The sequence below is a fragment of the Kitasatospora acidiphila genome (assembly GCF_006636205.1).
In the GTDB taxonomy this organism is placed as follows: Bacteria; Actinomycetota; Actinomycetes; order Streptomycetales; family Streptomycetaceae; genus Kitasatospora; species Kitasatospora acidiphila.
The window spans coordinates 1,389,280-1,405,229 of the sequence record NZ_VIGB01000003.1 but is presented as its reverse complement, the minus strand read 5'-3'; the positions used below and the strand labels follow the sequence as shown (position 1 = coordinate 1,405,229).

Below are 15,950 nucleotides of genomic sequence, written 5' to 3'. Positions count from 1 at the left end.
CACAGTTGAATGTGCGGCGGACCGATGGTCCGCCGTTCCTGCCCGCCCTGAGTGCTCGCGGTGCTGCCGCGGGTGACGGCAAGCGGGTCAGGGAACCCTATACAACAGCAACATAGGGGACCAGGCCCGGTGCTGTCCGCATCCGGGCCGGGTCGATTTCCCGCCGCCGGTCTCAGCTCTTGGTGGTGGTCACCGTGTTGAAGACCACGGTCTGGTCGGGCGAGCCGTCGCCCGGGCCGTTGGCGTCGTTCTCTCCGGCACCGGCGATCTTGTTCAGCAGGTCCAGGCCGCCGGTGATCTTGCCGAACGGGGTGTAGTTCGGCGGCAGCTGGGTGTCCTTGTAGACCAGGAAGAACTGGCTGCCGTTGGTGTTCGGGCCGGAGTTGGCCATCGCCACGGTGCCCGCCGGGTAGGTGGCGCCGGTCAGGTTCTCGTCGGTGAACTTGTAGCCCGGGCTGCCGGAGCCGCTCGCGGTCGGGTCACCGCACTGCAGCACGTAGATGCCCTGGGTGGTGAGCCGGTGGCACTTGGTGTGGTCGAAGTAGTTCTGCCCGGCCAGGAAGACGAACGAGTTGACCGTGTGCGGAGCCTTGGACGCGTCCATGGTGAAGGTGACCGCGCCGCAGTTGGTGTCCAGGGAGGCGGTGTAGGTCGCCTTCTGGTCGATGTTCATCGTCGGCTCGGTCGACCACTGCTTGTTGTTCGGCGCGCCGGGCGCCGGGCTGGTGCAGCCCTTGACGGCGGCGGGCGCGGCGGAGGGCTTCTTCGGGTCCGACGAGAAGGCGCCGGAGGCCGCCAGGCTGGCGCCGGCGATCACCACCACGGCCACCGAGCCGGCGATGATGGCGTTGCGGCGCTTGGTCGCCGCCGCGGCCGCGGCCCGGTTCTCCTGCTGCCGCTCGTACTTCTCGCGGGCGAGCTGCCGCCGCCGCTGTTCGCTGGTGACCACCGAGCCGTCTCTCCTAGGGGATGCCGTGCTGCACGGGAAGTGTGGATGTGTCGGGCGGATCATCGCATCCACCAGCCGCCAAGTGTAGGGACCCGAAGGCTAAGAACCCCGTGAGAAGCGCGCAGCGCCGCCCACGAACCACCTCCTCGGCGCCTTCGGAGCACCGCCTTCGCGGCGCGGCGCCAATCCGGTTCGCAACGGGCGCCTTACCGCCGGTAGGCTGCGGTGACGGAGTTTCCGCCCCCTTGCCCGCCCCCAGCCTCCGGCCGGGGGGACCCCACGACCTGAGGACAGCCGTGTTGATCGCCGGATTCCCCGCCGGAGCCTGGGGCACCAACTGCTACCTGGTGGCGCCCGCGGCGGGCGAGGAGTGCGTGATCGTCGACCCGGGGCACCAGGCGGCGGCCGGCGTCGAGGACATGATCCGCGAATACCGGCTGAAGCCCGTCGCCGTGGTCCTCACCCACGGGCACATCGACCACGTGGCCTCGGTGGTCCCGGTCTGCGACGCCAAGGGCGTGCCGGCCTACATCCACCCCGACGACCGGTACATGCTCACCGATCCGGAGAAGGCGCTCGGCCGCTCCATCGGGATGCCGCTGATGGGCGAGCTGACCATCGGTGAGCCGGACGACCTGCGGCTGCTCGGCGACGGCACCGAACTGGAGCTGGCCGGCCTGAAGTTCACCGTCGACCATGCGCCCGGCCATACCAAGGGGTCGGTGACGTTCCGGACGCCCGCCACCGAAGAGGTCCCGCCAGTCCTCTTCTCGGGCGACCTGCTGTTCGCCGGCTCCATCGGGCGCACGGACCTCCCGGGCGGCAGCCTGACCGACATCATGCGGTCGCTGGCCCGGGTCTGCCTGCCCCTCGACGACTCGACCGTGGTGCTGTCCGGCCACGGCGCCCAGACCACCATCGGCCGCGAGCGCGCCGCCAACCCCTACCTCAGGCAGGCAGCGGAGGCGGCGCCGCCGTCCGCGGCCCCGCGACGAGGAATGTGACGGAAAAGACGTTGAGCACCTTCACCGCCCCCAAGGGCACCTACGACCTGCTCCCGCCCGAGTCGGCGACCTTCCTGGCGGTCCGTCAGGCGCTGGCCGCCCCGCTGCGCCGGGCCGGCTACGGCTACATCGAGACCCCGGTCTTCGAGGACCTGAAGCTCTTCTCCCGCGGCGTCGGCGAGTCCACCGACATCGTCACCAAGGAGATGTTCACCCTCACCAAGCGCGGCAAGGAGGAGCTGGCACTGCGCCCCGAGGGCACCGCCTCGGTGGTCCGCGCGGTGCTCCAGGGCAACCTGCACAAGGCCGGCAACCTGCCGGTCAAGGCGTGGTACTCGGGCAACTTCTACCGTTATGAGCGCCCGCAGAAGGGCCGCTACCGGCAGTTCTCCCAGGTCGGTGCCGAGGCGCTGGGCGCCGAGGACCCGGCGCTGGACGCCGAGCTGATCATCCTGGCCGACGACGCGTTCAAGGCGCTGGGCCTGTCCGACTACCGGCTGCTGATCAACAGCCTGGGCGACAAGCAGTGCCGCCCGGTCTACCGGGCCGCGCTGCAGGAGTTCCTGCGCGGCCTCGACCTGGACGAGGACACCCGCAACCGCGCCGAGATCAACCCGCTGCGGGTGCTGGACGACAAGCGCGAGGCCGTGCAGGCCCAGCTGACCGGCGCCCCGCTGCTGCGCGACTTCCTGTGCGAGGACTGCAAGGCCTACGACGAGCAGGTCCGCTCGCTGCTGACCGCCGCCGGGGTGGCCTTCACCGACGACCCCAAGCTGGTCCGCGGCCTGGACTACTACACCCGCACCACCTTCGAGTTCGTGCACAACGGCCTCGGCGCGCAGTCCGCGATCGGTGGCGGCGGCCGCTATGACGGCCTGTCGGAGATGCTCGGCGGCCCGGCCCTGCCGTCGGTCGGCTGGGGCCTGGGAGTGGACCGGATCTACCTGGCCCTGGAGGCCGAGGGGATCACCCTGGACGTGCCCCCGGCCACCTCGGTCTACGCCGTGGCGCTCGGCGAGGAGGCCAAGAACCTGCTCTTCGCCAAGGTGACCGAGCTGCGCCGGGCCGGCGTCGCCACCGACCTGGCCTTCGGCGTCAAGGGCATCAAGAACGCCATGAAGTCCGCCGACCGCTCCGGCGCCCGGTTCGCCCTGATCGCGGGCGACCGCGACCTCGCCGAGGGCGTCGTGCAGTTGAAGGACCTGACCACCGGCGAGCAGACCGCCGTCGCACTCGAAGCACTCGTCACCACCCTGAAGGAGAAGCAGCTGTGATCCGCACGCACGACGCGGGCACCCTCCGCGCGGAGCACGCCGGAGCGACCGTCACCCTGGCCGGCTGGGTCGCCCGCCGCCGCGACCACGGCGGGGTGGCCTTCATCGACCTGCGCGATGCCTCCGGCACCGTGCAGGTCGTGGTCCGCGACCTCGACTCGGTGCACGGCCTGCGCGCCGAGTACTGCGTCAAGGTGGTCGGCGACGTCCGGGTCCGCCCCGAGGGCAACGAGAACCCGGAGATCCCGACCGGCGCCGTCGAGGTCGTGGTCAGCGAGATCGAGGTGCTCTCCGAGGCCGCGCCGCTGCCGTTCCAGGTCGCCGAGTACGAGCCGGGCACCGTCAACGAGGAGGTCCGGCTCCGCTACCGCTACCTGGACCTGCGCCGCGAGGGCCCGGCCAAGGCGCTGCGGCTGCGCTCCAAGGTCAACAACATCATCCGCCGGGTGATGGAGGAGAACGACTTCCTCGACATCGAGACGCCGTACCTCACCCGCTCCACTCCCGAGGGCGCCCGCGACTTCCTGGTCCCGGTCCGCCTGCAGCCCGGCTCCTGGTACGCCCTGCCGCAGTCGCCCCAGCTGTTCAAGCAGCTGCTGATGGTGGCCGGCATGGAGCGCTACTACCAGATCGCCCGCTGCTTCCGCGACGAGGACTTCCGCGCCGACCGGCAGCCGGAGTTCACCCAGCTGGACATCGAGGCCTCGTTCGTCGACCAGGAGGACATCCTGGCCCTCGGCGAGAAGATCGTCGGTTCCATCTGGCGCGAGGTTCACGGCTACGAGCTCCCCAACCCGCTGCCGCGCCTGAGCTACGCCGACGCGATGTCGCGCTACGGCTCCGACAAGCCGGACGTCCGGTTCGGCCAGGAACTCACCGACCTCACCGAGTACTTCAAGGGCACCTCGTTCCGGGTCTTCCAGGCTCCGTACGTCGGCGCCGTGGTGATGCCGGGCGGCGCCTCGCAGCCGCGCAAGCAGCTGGACGCCTGGCAGGACTGGGCCAAGGCGCGCGGCGCCAAGGGCCTGGCCTACGTGCTGATCGACGCCGAGACCGGCGAGCTGCGCGGCCCGGTCGCCAAGAACCTCTCCGAGGAGCACCTGGCCGGCCTGGCCGCCGCCGCGGGCGCCAAGAACGGTGACGCGATCTTCTTCGCGGCCGGCAAGCGCACCGCCTCCCAGGAGCTGCTGGGCGCCGCCCGCCTGGAGATCGGCCGCCGCTGCGACCTGATCGACGAGTCGCAGTGGGCCTTCCTCTGGGTGGTCGACTTCCCGATGTTCGAGCCGATCGAGGACGAGAAGGGCGAGTTCCAGGGCTGGCACGCGGTGCACCACCCGTTCACCGCGCCCACCGCCGAGTCGCTGGCCACCTTCGACACCGACCCGGGCAGCGCCCTGTCCAACGCCTACGACCTGGTGCTCAACGGCTCGGAGCTGGGCGGCGGTTCGATCCGTATCCACCAGCGCGAGGTGCAGAAGCGGGCGTTCGACGCGATCGGCCTCTCCGAGGAGGAGGCGGCCTCGCAGTTCGGCTTCCTGCTGGACGCCTTCAACTACGGCCCGCCGCCGCACGGCGGTGTCGCCTTCGGCCTGGACCGGATCGTCACGCTGCTCGGCGGCTACGACACCATCCGCGACGTCATCGCCTTCCCGAAGACGTCCACCGGCGGTGACCCGCTGACCGGCGCGCCCACCCCGATCACGCCCGCCCAGCGCAAGGAGGCCGGCGTGGACGCCCAGCCGAAGGCGGCCGCCGCCGAGGCCAAGGCGGGCGGCGCCGAGGGCTGATCCGCGTTCGCTTGATCCACTGCTGGTGATGACCCGTCCGACCGTGACGGGTCATCACCAGTTGTCGTTATCGAGGTGGCACTGTGAGCCGGTACCGCCTCGGGCCCCGTCCAGGGGACAGTGTGGGTAGGTACTCGGAGGAGGTGAAAGGACCGTGAGCGTTGCGGCCGCTGACCACAGCGGGCCCTGGACCGTGGATGACGTTCTGGCGCTGCCCGAGGACTCCCGAAACCGGATCGAGCTCGTCGGGGGGCGTTGCTGATGAGCCCGAACCCCGGTGTTCCGCACCAGCGCACCAACCTGAGCCTCGCCATGCTCCTGGTCGCGGCCATCAAGAGGGCCGGTGCCCCCTTCGAGGTACTTCAGGCGGTCAACGTCGTCATCCCCGACGGCCTGCTCACCCCCGACCTGGTCATCGCCGATGCTGCCGCGGCCGACAGGGCCGGAACCACGCTGAGCGCCCACGACGTCGCGGTGGCCATCGAGATCGCCTCGCCGTCCACCCGGGTCGCCGACAAGCGGCTCAAGCCCTCGCTGTACGCCGCCGCCGGCATCCCCCACTACTGGCGGGTCGAGCTCGATCCCGCGCCGCGCCTCTACCTGGGGCGGCTGGAGCTCGGTGCCTACCGCGACCGCCTGGTCCAGGTCGGCGAGAGCACCGGCCTGGCGGACCCGTTCCCGCTGGACCTCGACCCCGGGAGGCTGCTGCGGGGCTGAGCGGGCAGCCAACAGGCGGGAGCCGATGATCCGGCTTAATCTGAGGGATCATCAGCACCGGTTCCCCTGGAGACGCCACGTGAGCGAAGCCCCCGCCCAGCGGCCCCGCCTCCCCAGGAAGCTCTATGAGGGCGAACTGCTGTACCTCCAGGAGGAGTTGGTGAAGCTCCAGGAGTGGGTGCGGGCCGAGGGGTGCGGCTGGTGGTGGTCTTCGAGGGGCGGGACGCGGCCGGCAAGGGTGGGGCCATCAAACGGGTCACCCAGTACCTCAACCCCCGGGTCGCGCGGATCGTGGCGCTGCCCGCGCCGACCGAGCGGCAGCGCGGACAGTGGTACTTCCAGCGGTACGTGGAGCAGCTGCCGGCCGCCGGCGAGATCGTGCTGTTCGACCGCAGCTGGTACAACCGCGCCGGCGTCGAACGGGTGATGGGCTTCTGCAGCGACGAGGAGTACTGGCAGTTCCTGCACCAGTGCCCGATCTTCGAGCTGATGCTCATCGAGGCCGGCATCGAGCTGCGCAAGTACTGGTTCTCGGTCAGCGACACCGAGCAGGAGCGCCGCTTCCACTCCCGGCTGAACGACCCGATGCGCCGCTGGAAGCTCTCCCCGATGGACACCGAGTCGATCAACCACTGGGAGGACTACTCCCGGGCCAAGGACACCATGTTCATCCACACCGACACGCCCCGCTCGCCCTGGTACGTGGTGGAAAGCGACGACAAGCGGCGGGCCCGGATCAACATGATCTCCCACTTGCTCTCCACCCTGCCCTACACCGACGTGACCAAGCCGCCGGTGTCGCTGCCGCCCCGACCGGCTTCCGAGGGTTACCAGCGCCCGCCCCGCGACCTGCAGAAGTACGTCCCGGACCACGCCGCCGAGCTGGAGCGGCGGGGCCGACGCTGAGCGCCACCTGCCGACTTGTGCCGAGGATGGCCCGCCGAGATGATCGTGCCCGGCACTCGGGCCGTTCACGGGGGACAGGGCGGATGCAACCGTTGGTTGCGGGGGATCCGGCGACGGTCGGGCCGTACCGGCTGCTGGGGCGGCTGGGCGCCGGCGGGATGGGGCAGGTGTACCTCGGGCGCAGCCCGGGCGGGCGGACCGTGGCGGTCAAGCGGGTGAAGGCGGAACTGGCGGCCGACGCCGAGTTCCTGGGCCGGTTCCGGCGCGAGGTGGCGGCGGCCCGGAGGTCGGCGGCAGCTGGACGGCGCCGGTGCTGGACGCGGACACCGAGTAGGCCCGGCCCTGGGTGGCTACCGGCTATGTCGCCGGGCCGGCGCTCGCCGAGGCGGTGCTCATCGTCCTCGTTCTGATCCTGCTGGCGCTCTACAGCTCCCAGGGCGGCCAGTAGCGGTCGTCCCCGCGCCCTGTCGGTGGCGCGCATTAGGGTGGCGGGGTGGACGAACCGGACCTCTTCACCGCCGCCGCCGAGCAGCACCAGGCCGCCGAGCCGGGCCGGGCGCCGCTGGCCGTGCGGATGCGGCCGCGCACCCTGGACGAGGTGGCGGGCCAGCGCCAGCTGCTCAAGGACGGCTCACCGCTGCGCCGCCTGGTGGCCGGCGCCAAGGGCCCGGCGGCGACCAGTTCGGTGATCCTCTGGGGCCCGCCCGGCACCGGCAAGACCACCCTGGCGCATGTGATCAGCCAGGCCGTCGAGGGCCGGTTCGTCGAGCTCTCCGCGATCACCGCCGGGGTCAAGGAGGTCCGGGCGGTGATCGAGGGCGCTCGCCGGGCGGTCGGGATGAGCGGCAAGGAGACCGTGCTCTTCCTGGACGAGATCCACCGCTTCTCCAAGGCCCAGCAGGACTCGCTGCTGCCCGCCGTGGAGAACCGCTGGGTCACCCTGATCGCCGCCACCACCGAGAACCCCTACTTCTCGGTGATCTCCCCGCTGCTCTCCCGCTCGCTGCTGCTCACCCTGCAGTCGCTCACCGATGACGACATCCGGGCCCTGCTGCGCCGCGCGGTGGCCGACGAGCGCGGCCTCGACGGTTCGGTGGCGCTGGGGCAGGAGGCCGAGGACCACTTGGTGCGCCTGGCCGGCGGTGACGCCCGGCGGGCCCTGACCACGCTGGAGGCGGCGGCCGGCGCCGCGCTGGAGCAGGGCCTGGCCGAGATCACCCTCGCGGTCACCGAGACCGCCGTCAACCAGGCCGCGGTCCGCTACGACAAGGACGGCGACCAGCACTACGACGTGGCCAGCGCGCTGATCAAGTCGATCCGCGGCAGCGATGTGGACGCCACCCTGCACTACCTGGCCCGGATGGTCGAGGCGGGGGAGGACCCGCGGTTCATCGCCCGCCGGCTGATGATCTCGGCGAGTGAGGACATCGGCCTGGCCGACCCCACCGCGCTGCCCACCGCGGTGGCGGCCGCCCAGGCGGTGGCCATGATCGGCTTCCCGGAGGCCCGGATCATCCTGGCCCAGGCCGCCATCGCGCTGGCCCTGGCCCCCAAGTCCAACGCCGCCTACCTGGCCATCGACAGCGCCCTGGCCGATGTGCGGCAGGGCCTGGCGGGCCCGGTTCCGCCGCACCTGCGGGACGCGCACTACGGCGGCGCCGGCAAGCTCGGCCACGGCAAGGGCTACCAGTACCCGCACGACCTGCCCGGCTCGATCGCCGCCCAGCAGTACGCCCCCGACACGGTGCACGGCAAGGCCTACTACCACCCGACCAGGAACGGCGGCGAGGCCCGCTACGCGGACGTCGTGGAGTGGACCAGGGGCAAGCTGAAGGGTGAGTGACCGCCCGGTCCGACGGGTGATCGACCACCGGGTATACTCGCTCGAAGTGCCATGTCCCGGGTCCGGCGGCCATCGTGTCGACCGGCCGCACCAGCGGGGCAGTGGCCAGTGGCTCCGTTCGCGGAGCCACCAGGAGCGTCGCGCACCGTTTTCGGTGTCACGTAGCACCCAGTGCTACGTGTGCAAGCACATCGTGCCCGGCTCCCGGAGGCGGCTGACCATCCCCGGATGGTTTTCTCCGGGCCGCGAGAGGCGACCTCCGTCAACACCTGGTGACAGCCGTATTCACAGAACGAAAGAGGTTCCGGTTCCATGGCGAACCAGAAGCGCCCGAAGGTCAAGATCGCTCGCGCTCTTGGCGTTCCGCTGACCCCGAAGTCCGTCAAGTACTTCGAGGCCCGCCCGTACCCGCCCGGCCAGCACGGCCGTGGCCGCAAGCAGAACTCGGACTACAAGGTCCGTCTGCTCGAGAAGCAGCGTCTGCGCGCCCAGTACGACCTGAGCGAGAAGCAGATGGCCCGCGCCTTCGACCGTGCCCGCAAGGCCGAGGGCAAGACCGGTGAGGTCCTGGTTGCCGAGCTCGAGACCCGTCTCGACGCTCTGGTGCTGCGTTCGGGCATCGCCCGGACCATCTACCAGGCCCGCCAGATGGTCGTGCACGGCCACATCCAGGTCAACGGCAGCAAGGTCAACAAGCCGTCGTTCCAGATGAAGCCGGGCTACGTCGTCACGGTCAAGGACAAGTCCAAGGAGAAGGTCCCGTTCCAGGTCGCCCGTGAGGGTGGCTACGCGGGTGAGGGCCAGACCCCGAAGTACCTCGAGGTCAACCTCAAGGCCCTGGCCTTCCGCCTGGACCGTCTGCCGCAGCGTCGTGAGGTCCCCGTGATCTGCGACGAGCAGCTGGTCGTCGAGTACTACTCGCGTTGATCCGCGGGTAGCGCCCTTCGCGCCACGGACCCCTGTCGCCTTCGGGCGGCGGGGGTCCGCCGCTTTTTCGTCGAGGCTTGGTGCCGGCGCTCTTTCGCCCAGGCCTGGTGTCGGCGCTTTGGTGCTCAGGCCTGGTGGCGGCCCAGCCCGCTCACCCGGTCGAGCAGCACGCAGTCCGACTCGCCGTCGCCGTCGTCGTCCCGCTCGGTCGGCAGCTCCGCGGCCCGGTCCAGCGCCCGGTGCACCGCCTGCGCCAGCTCCAGCCGGGCACCGCGCTCGAACGCCGCGCGGAACTCCTGCTCGCTCAGCCCCGCCCGGGCCCGCCGCGCGCACTCGTGGTGCGGGGCGTTGAAGTCCGCCGAGCCGAACAGCGGCACCCCCACGGCCTGCCAGATCCGGTGCGCCGCGCCTTGCAGCACCCGGGCCTCCACCAGCTCGCCGCGGTCCGCCTCCAGCAGCGCCAGCAGCTCCAGGCCGAGCACCAGCCCGACCAGGTCGCGGAAGCCGTAGTGCAGCCGGACGCTCTCCCGGGCGAAGGCCCGCGCCTGCCGGGCCTCGCCGACCAGCCACTGCGAGTAGGCCCGCGCATAGAGGCCGTAGGCGTAGGCCCACTGCTCGCCGTGCTCCTCGCAGATCTCCCGGACCCGGGCCATGTACTCCTCGCCCTCGGTCACCCGGCCCTGGAAGAGCTGGGCCAGGCCCAGTTCGAACATCGCCATCAGCACATTGCTGTTCAGCTCGCCGGCCGTCTCGTAGTGCCGCAGCGCCTGCTCGAACAGCTCGGCGGCCCGGGCCGGTTCGTCGCCGATCAGCGCCGAGCAGCCGAGCCGGTGCAGCGCATACGCCAGCGCCCGGTCGTCGCCGGTGGCCAGCGCCTGGCTGCGGCACTCCTGCAGCAGCGGCTCCGCGCGGGCCCGGTCGCCCTGCAGGGTGGCGGTGTAGCCGGTCACCCAGAGCGCCTTGGCCCGGGCCGCGGTGGGCGCCCGGTCCAGGGCCAGCGCCCGTTCCAGCCAGTGCCGGCCCTCGCCGAGGTGCCCGCAGCCGACCCAGAAGTACCAGAGGGTGCCGGCCAGCAGCAGCGCCACCTGCTCCTCGCCCGGCTCGCCCAGGCAGAACTCCAGCGCGGCCCGCAGGTTGCTGTGTGCCAGCGCGGTCCGCTCGGCGGTCTCCGCCTGGCGCGGCCCGAACCACTCGACCTCGCCCCAGGAGGCCAGCCCCAGGTACCAGTCCCGGTGTCTGCGGCGCAGCCCGTACTCGGCGCCGCTGCCGCGCAGCCAGCCGGCGCCGTAGTCGCGCAGGGTGTCCAGCAGCCGGTAGCGGACCGCGCCCGCGTATTCCTCGCGGAGCAGCACCGACTTGGCGACCAGCTCGCGGAGCAGGTCGACCACCTCGTCGGCCTCGATCCCGTCGCCTGCGCAGATGTGCTCGGCGGCCTCCAGGTCGAAGGAGCCGGCGAAGACCGAGAGCCGGGCCCAGAGCAAACGTTCCTGCATGGTGCAGAGCTCATGGCTCCAACCGATCGCGGTGCGCAGCGTCCGGTGCCGCGGCAGCGCGCCGCGATCCCCGTCGGTCAGCAGCTCGAACCGGTCGTCCAGGCGCAGCGCGATCTGCCCCACCGAGAGCGAGCGCAGCCGGCCCGCCGCCAGCTCCAGCGCCAGCGGGATGCCGTCCAGGCGTCGGCAGAGCGTGCCCACCTCGGCCCGCTGCCGCTCGCCGCGCGGCTCGAAGCCGGGCAGCACCGCCGCCGCCCGGTCGCAGAACAGCCGCACCGCCGCCGGCAGCGTCCCCGGCGGCGCGGTCACCGGCAGCGGCACCACCGGCAGCAGGTGCTCGCCGCCGATCCGCAGCGCCTCCCGGCTGGTCGCCAGCACCCGCAGCCCCGGCAGCGCCCGCAGCAGCGTGCCCGCCAACTCCGCGCAGGCCGCCACCAGATGCTCGCAGCCGTCCAGCACCAGCAGCAGCCGCCGCCCGTCCAGCTGCTCCACCAGCACCTCCAGCGGCGGGCGGGCAGTGCCGTCGGTCAGCCCCAGCGCCTCCAGCACCGCGTGGCCCAGCAGCAGCGGATCCTGCAGCTCGCCGATCTCCACCAGGTAGGCGTCCTCGGCCGCGGTGGCCGCCGCGCGCAGCGCCAGCCGGGTCTTGCCGACGCCGCCGGGGCCGGTCACGGTGACCAGCCGCGGGCCGGTCAACAGCGCTGCCAGGGCGGCCAGTTCGGCGTGCCGTCCGATGAAGCTGGTCAGTTCCGCGGGCAGGTTCCCACGCCGCAGCGTGCTCTGCTGTGCCACCGGCCCTCCAAGTGTGCTGGGCCCGCCGTCCGGTGCCCCGGGCGGCCCAACGAGGTGACCGGCCGGTAGGTTACGCCGCCCGGGTCGGGCCCAAAGCGCCTCGCCAGTGCATATACCGGTCGGGAACCGGCGCCCGGGCGCGATAGGGTTTCCATCTGAGGAGTGAAGGGAGCACGCGGTGTCCGTCTCAGAGCTGGCCGGGCTGCTGGTGGCCGTCGGCTGGGTCGTCCTGGTGACGCTGCTGGCCGTCGTGCTGGTGCGCCTGTCCAAGGTGCTCCGCGAGGCCACGGTGCTGGTCAGCGCCGTCACCGAGCAGGCGGTCCCGCTGCTGCACGACGCCGCCGACGCGGTGCACAGCGCCCAGGAGCAGCTCGTCCGGGTCGACGACATCACCGCCAATGTGCAGGACGCCGCCGCCAACGCCAATGCGCTCTCCTCCACCGTCGCCGCCACCCTGGGTGGCCCGCTGGTGAAGATGGCCGCCTTCAGCTACGGCGTCCGCAAGGCCGTCAGCCGGCAGCAGACCGGTCTGTCGCTGCCTCAACAGGGCTCGGAGCGCGAGGAGTTGGCCCGGCTGATCCGCGCCGAGGTGAAGGCCGCCACGGCCCCCAAGCGCGGGCTGCTGAGCCGGGTCCGCCGAGCGGTGAAGGGCTGACACACCGTGGTACGACGCATCTTCTGGATGACGGTCGGCGCCGGCGCCGCCGTCTGGGCCATGAACAAGGCCAACGAGGCCGCCCACCGGCTCACCCCTGACAGCCTGTCGGGCACCGCCGCGCGCGGCGCCCTGCAGCTCGGCGACGCCGCCCGCCGGTTCGCCCAGGACGTGCGCGCCGGCATGGCCGAGCGCGAGGACCAGCTGCGGGCCGACCTCGGCCTGGAGGGCACCGCGGTGGTGGAGCCGCCGCGCCGAGCGGCCGGGAACACCCGCCGGCCGATCGCGGGCCGAGCTATCAAGGCGGCCCCAGGCTCGCCTGCGGCCGCCCTGCCTCCGTCGCGTACCACCCCCACCCCCCAGATCATCGCGTCAACGCCCCGCCAGCTGGAACAGCGCCGGGGCCAGCACCCTTAACCGGAAGGACCACTCATGGAGTCGGCAGAGATCCGCCGCCGCTGGCTGCGCTTCTTCGAGGAGCGCGGCCACACCGTCGTTCCCTCGGCGTCCCTGGTCGCCGACGACCCCACCCTGCTGCTGGTCAACGCCGGCATGGTGCCGTTCAAGCCGTACTTCCTGGGCGAGGTCAAGCCGCAGTTCTCGCGTGCCACCAGCGTGCAGAAGTGCGTGCGCACGCTGGACATCGAGGAGGTCGGCAAGACCACTCGGCACGGCTCCTTCTTCCAGATGTGCGGCAACTTCTCCTTCGGCGACTACTTCAAGGAAGGCGCCATCAAGTTCGCCTGGGAGCTGCTCACCAGCCCCGTGGCGGACGGCGGTTACGGCCTGGAGAAGGAGAAGCTCTGGATCACCGTCTACCAGGACGATGACGAGGCCGAGCTGATCTGGCGGGACGTCATCGGCGTGCCGTCGGAGCGCATCCAGCGCCTCGGCATGAAGGACAACTTCTGGTCGATGGGCGTGCCCGGCCCCTGCGGCCCGTGCTCCGAGATCAACTACGACCGCGGCCCGGCCTACGGCGAGGAGGGCGGCCCGGCGGTCAACGGCGAGCGCTACCTGGAGATCTGGAACCTGGTCTTCATGCAGTACGAGCGCGGCCACGGCGACGGCAAGGACGGCTTCGAGATCCTCGGCGACCTGCCGAGTAAGAACATCGACACCGGCCTCGGCCTGGAGCGCCTCGCCGCCATCCTGCAGGGCGTCGACAACCTCTTCGAGATCGACACCAGCCGGATGATCCTGGACCGGGCCGCCGAGCTGACCGGCCACACCTACGGCGACGACCACAAGGCGGACATCTCGCTGCGCGTGGTCACCGACCACATCCGCACCGCGCTGATGCTGGTCGGCGACGGCGTCACCCCCGGCAACGAGGGCCGCGGCTACGTGCTGCGCCGCATCCTGCGCCGCGCGATCCGCAACATGCGGCTGCTGGGCGCCACCGAGCCGGTGGCCAAGGAGCTCATCGACGTCGCCATCAAGGCCATGGCTCCGCAGTACCCGGAGCTGGAGGCCGAGCGCAAGCGCATCGAGACCGTCGTGGTCGCCGAGGAAGCGGCCTTCCTGCAGACCCTGCGCAGCGGCACCAACCTGCTGGACGCCGCGGTCACCGAGGCCAAGCAGGGCGGCCACGCCGCGCTCAGCGGCGAGCAGGCGTTCAAGCTGCACGACACCTACGGCTTCCCGATCGACCTGACCCTGGAGATGGCCGAGGAGCAGGGCCTGGCCGTCGACGAGGCCGGCTTCCGCCGCCTGATGCAGGAGCAGCGGGACCGGGCCAAGGCCGACGCCAAGGCCAAGAAGATGGGCCACGCCGACGTTGCCGCCTACCGCGAGGTGGCGGACCGGGCCGGTGCGTCCGTCTTCACCGGCTACGCCGCCACCGAGGGCGAGGCCACCGTGGTCGGCCTGCTGGTGAACGGCTCGCCGGCCCCGGCCGCGACCGAGGGCGACGAGGTCGAGCTGATCCTCGACCGCACCCCGTTCTACGCCGAGGGCGGTGGCCAGCTCGCCGACCACGGCCGGATCCGGCTGGACTCCGGCGCGGTCGTCGAGGTCCGCGACGTGCAGCAGCCGGTGCCGGGCGTGATCGTGCACTCCGGCGGGGTGCTCTTCGGCGAGGTGGTGCTCGGCGCCGCCGCGTACGCCACCATCGACGCCGACCGCCGCCGCGCCGTCTCGCGCGCCCACTCGGCCACCCACCTGACCCACCAGGCGCTGCGTGACGCGCTCGGCCCGACCGCCGCCCAGGCCGGTTCGGAGAACGCGCCCGGCCGCTTCCGCTTCGACTTCGGCTCGCCGTCCGCCGTGCCCGGCAGCGTGCTGACCGACGTCGAGCAGAAGATCAACGAGGTGCTCACCCGCGAACTCGACGTCACCGCCGAGGTGATGACGATGGACGAGGCGCGCAAGCAGGGCGCCATCGCGATGTTCGGCGAGAAGTACGGCGACCAGGTCCGGGTGGTCACCATCGGTGACTTCTCCAAGGAGCTCTGCGGTGGCACGCACGTCGGCAACACCGCCCAGCTGGGCCTGGTGAAGCTGCTCGGCGAGTCGTCGATCGGTTCCGGCGTGCGCCGGGTCGAGGCGCTGGTCGGCGTGGACGCCTACAAGTTCCTGGCCCGCGAGCACACCGTGGTCTCCCAGCTGACCGAGCTGGTCAAGGGCCGTCCGGAGGAGCTGCCGGAGAAGATCTCCGGGATGCTCGCCAAGCTCAAGGACGCCGAGAAGGAGATCGAGAAGTTCCGCGCCGAGAAGGTGCTGGCCGCCGCCGCGGGCCTGGCCGACGCGGCGGAGGACGTCCGGGGCGTGGCCCTGGTCGCCGCCCAGGTGGCTGACGGCACCGGCGCGGACGAGCTGCGCAAGCTGGTGCTCGACATCCGTGGCCGGCTGGGCTCGCGCCCGGCCGTGGTCGCCGCCTTCACCGTGGCGAACGACCGCCCGCTCACCGTCATCGCCACCAACGAGGACGCCCGGGCCCGCGGCATCAAGGCCGGCGAGCTGGTCCGCACCGCGGCCAAGACGCTCGGCGGCGGCGGTGGCGGCAAGGACGACGTCGCCCAGGGCGGTGGCTCCAACCCGGCTGCCGTCGGCGAGGCGATCGCGGCCGTGCGGGCCCTGGTCGCGGAGCGCGCCAGCTGATGGAGGAGCAGGAGCGGGTCTTCCGGCGCGGGCGGCGGATCGCCGTCGACGTCGGTGACGCCCGGATCGGGGTCGCCAGCTGCGACCCGGACGGGCTGATCGCGACGCCCGTGGAGACGGTCCCCGCCGGGGGCCGCTCCCAGGCGCGCCTCAAGCAGATCGTCGAGGAGTACGACGCCCTGGAGGTGGTGGTCGGCCTGCCCCGCTCGCTGAGCGGCAAGGAGGGGCCGGCCGCCGCCAAGGTGCGCGGCTACGCGGGCCGGCTGGCGGCGCTGCTGGCGCCGGTGCCGGTGCGGCTGGTGGACGAGCGGATGACCACGGTCACCGCGGCCGCCGGCATGCGGGCCTCCGGGGTGAAGGCCAAGAAGGGCCGCTCGGCGATCGACCAGGCCGCCGCCGTGGTGATCCTGCAGGCCGCGCTGGAGACCGAACGGGTGAGCGGTCGCCCGCCCGGTGAGAGTGTCGACCCGATCAGCTGATCATCGTGCCGTAAGGTGCTGG

General features: G+C 71.8%; 12 protein-coding genes and 2 pseudogenes. 12 read left to right on the top strand and 2 right to left on the bottom strand.

Annotation, left to right across the window (positions count from 1 at the left end):
• Positions 1–172: 172 nt before the first annotated feature.
• Positions 173–949: a peptidylprolyl isomerase gene (locus E6W39_RS07160; RefSeq protein ID WP_141632811.1), complete on the bottom strand. Its 777-nt coding sequence runs from the start codon at positions 947–949 to the stop codon at positions 173–175.
• Between the two features lie 296 nt (positions 950–1,245).
• On the opposite strand from E6W39_RS07160, the gene E6W39_RS07155 reads away from it, so the two are divergent.
• The 8 genes and pseudogenes from E6W39_RS07155 (at position 1,246) to rpsD (ending at position 9,407) form a co-directional block, all read left to right on the top strand.
• Complete coding sequence (locus tag E6W39_RS07155) at positions 1,246–1,953, top strand: MBL fold metallo-hydrolase (protein ID WP_141632810.1); 708 nt, start codon at positions 1,246–1,248, stop codon at positions 1,951–1,953.
• Positions 1,954–1,964: 11 nt separating this feature from the next.
• Entirely contained in the window at positions 1,965–3,227 is a 1,263-nt protein-coding gene (gene hisS, locus E6W39_RS07150) for a histidine--tRNA ligase (protein ID WP_101383776.1), read from the top strand.
• Complete coding sequence (aspS, locus tag E6W39_RS07145; protein WP_141632809.1) at positions 3,224–5,014, top strand: aspartate--tRNA ligase; 1,791 nt, start codon at positions 3,224–3,226, stop codon at positions 5,012–5,014. The genes hisS and aspS overlap by 4 nt, the downstream gene beginning before the upstream one ends.
• 261 nt (positions 5,015–5,275) lie before the next feature.
• On the top strand, positions 5,276–5,731 hold the full coding sequence (locus tag E6W39_RS07140) for a Uma2 family endonuclease (RefSeq protein ID WP_228718008.1): 456 nt from the start codon (positions 5,276–5,278) through the stop codon (positions 5,729–5,731).
• Positions 5,732–5,810: 79 nt separating this feature from the next.
• A pseudogene (gene ppk2, locus E6W39_RS07135) lies at positions 5,811–6,637 on the top strand (polyphosphate kinase 2).
• An 83-nt stretch (positions 6,638–6,720) separates the two neighbouring features.
• A pseudogene (locus E6W39_RS41065) lies at positions 6,721–6,968 on the top strand (serine/threonine-protein kinase); the annotation flags it as partial.
• Between the two features lie 162 nt (positions 6,969–7,130).
• Positions 7,131–8,480 carry a replication-associated recombination protein A gene (locus tag E6W39_RS07125; protein WP_141632808.1) on the top strand — a complete coding sequence of 450 codons (1,350 nt, stop codon included), beginning with the start codon at positions 7,131–7,133 and terminating at the stop codon, positions 8,478–8,480.
• Between the two features lie 312 nt (positions 8,481–8,792).
• A complete protein-coding gene (gene rpsD / locus E6W39_RS07120) occupies positions 8,793–9,407 on the top strand; it encodes a 30S ribosomal protein S4 (protein WP_101383781.1) in 615 nt (204 codons plus the stop codon).
• A 125-nt stretch (positions 9,408–9,532) separates the two neighbouring features.
• On the opposite strand, the gene E6W39_RS07115 is transcribed toward rpsD, so the two are convergent.
• Positions 9,533–11,692, bottom strand: a complete 2,160-nt coding sequence (locus E6W39_RS07115; RefSeq protein WP_181799139.1) for an ATP-binding protein — start codon at positions 11,690–11,692, stop codon at positions 9,533–9,535.
• 178 nt (positions 11,693–11,870) lie between these two features.
• On the opposite strand from E6W39_RS07115, the gene E6W39_RS07110 reads away from it, so the two are divergent.
• Genes E6W39_RS07110 through ruvX form a run of 4 tightly spaced genes read left to right on the top strand, consistent with a single transcriptional unit; the run spans position 11,871 to position 15,928 of the window.
• The gene (locus E6W39_RS07110; RefSeq protein ID WP_141632807.1) at positions 11,871–12,347 is read left to right on the top strand and encodes a DUF948 domain-containing protein; all 477 of its coding nucleotides are present in this window, start codon (positions 11,871–11,873) and stop codon (positions 12,345–12,347) included.
• A gap of 6 nt (positions 12,348–12,353) precedes the next feature.
• Positions 12,354–12,764: a DUF6167 family protein gene (locus E6W39_RS07105; RefSeq protein ID WP_141632806.1), complete on the top strand. Its 411-nt coding sequence runs from the start codon at positions 12,354–12,356 to the stop codon at positions 12,762–12,764.
• Between the two features lie 15 nt (positions 12,765–12,779).
• A complete protein-coding gene (gene alaS, locus E6W39_RS07100; RefSeq protein ID WP_141632805.1) occupies positions 12,780–15,449 on the top strand; it encodes an alanine--tRNA ligase in 2,670 nt (889 codons plus the stop codon).
• A complete protein-coding gene (gene ruvX, locus E6W39_RS07095; protein ID WP_141632804.1) occupies positions 15,449–15,928 on the top strand; it encodes a Holliday junction resolvase RuvX in 480 nt (159 codons plus the stop codon). The genes alaS and ruvX overlap by 1 nt, the downstream gene beginning before the upstream one ends.
• Positions 15,929–15,950: the final 22 nt, after the last annotated feature.

Excerpts from the sequence above, each read along its gene's own strand:
- rpsD (WP_101383781.1), top strand. The coding sequence starts at position 8,793 with ATGGCGAACCAGAAGCGCCCGAAGGTCAAGATCGCTCGCGCTCTTGGC.
- ruvX (WP_141632804.1), top strand. The coding sequence starts at position 15,449 with ATGGAGGAGCAGGAGCGGGTCTTCCGGCGCGGGCGGCGGATCGCCGTC.
- alaS (WP_141632805.1), top strand. The coding sequence starts at position 12,780 with ATGGAGTCGGCAGAGATCCGCCGCCGCTGGCTGCGCTTCTTCGAGGAG.
- E6W39_RS07140 (WP_228718008.1), top strand. The coding sequence starts at position 5,276 with ATGAGCCCGAACCCCGGTGTTCCGCACCAGCGCACCAACCTGAGCCTC.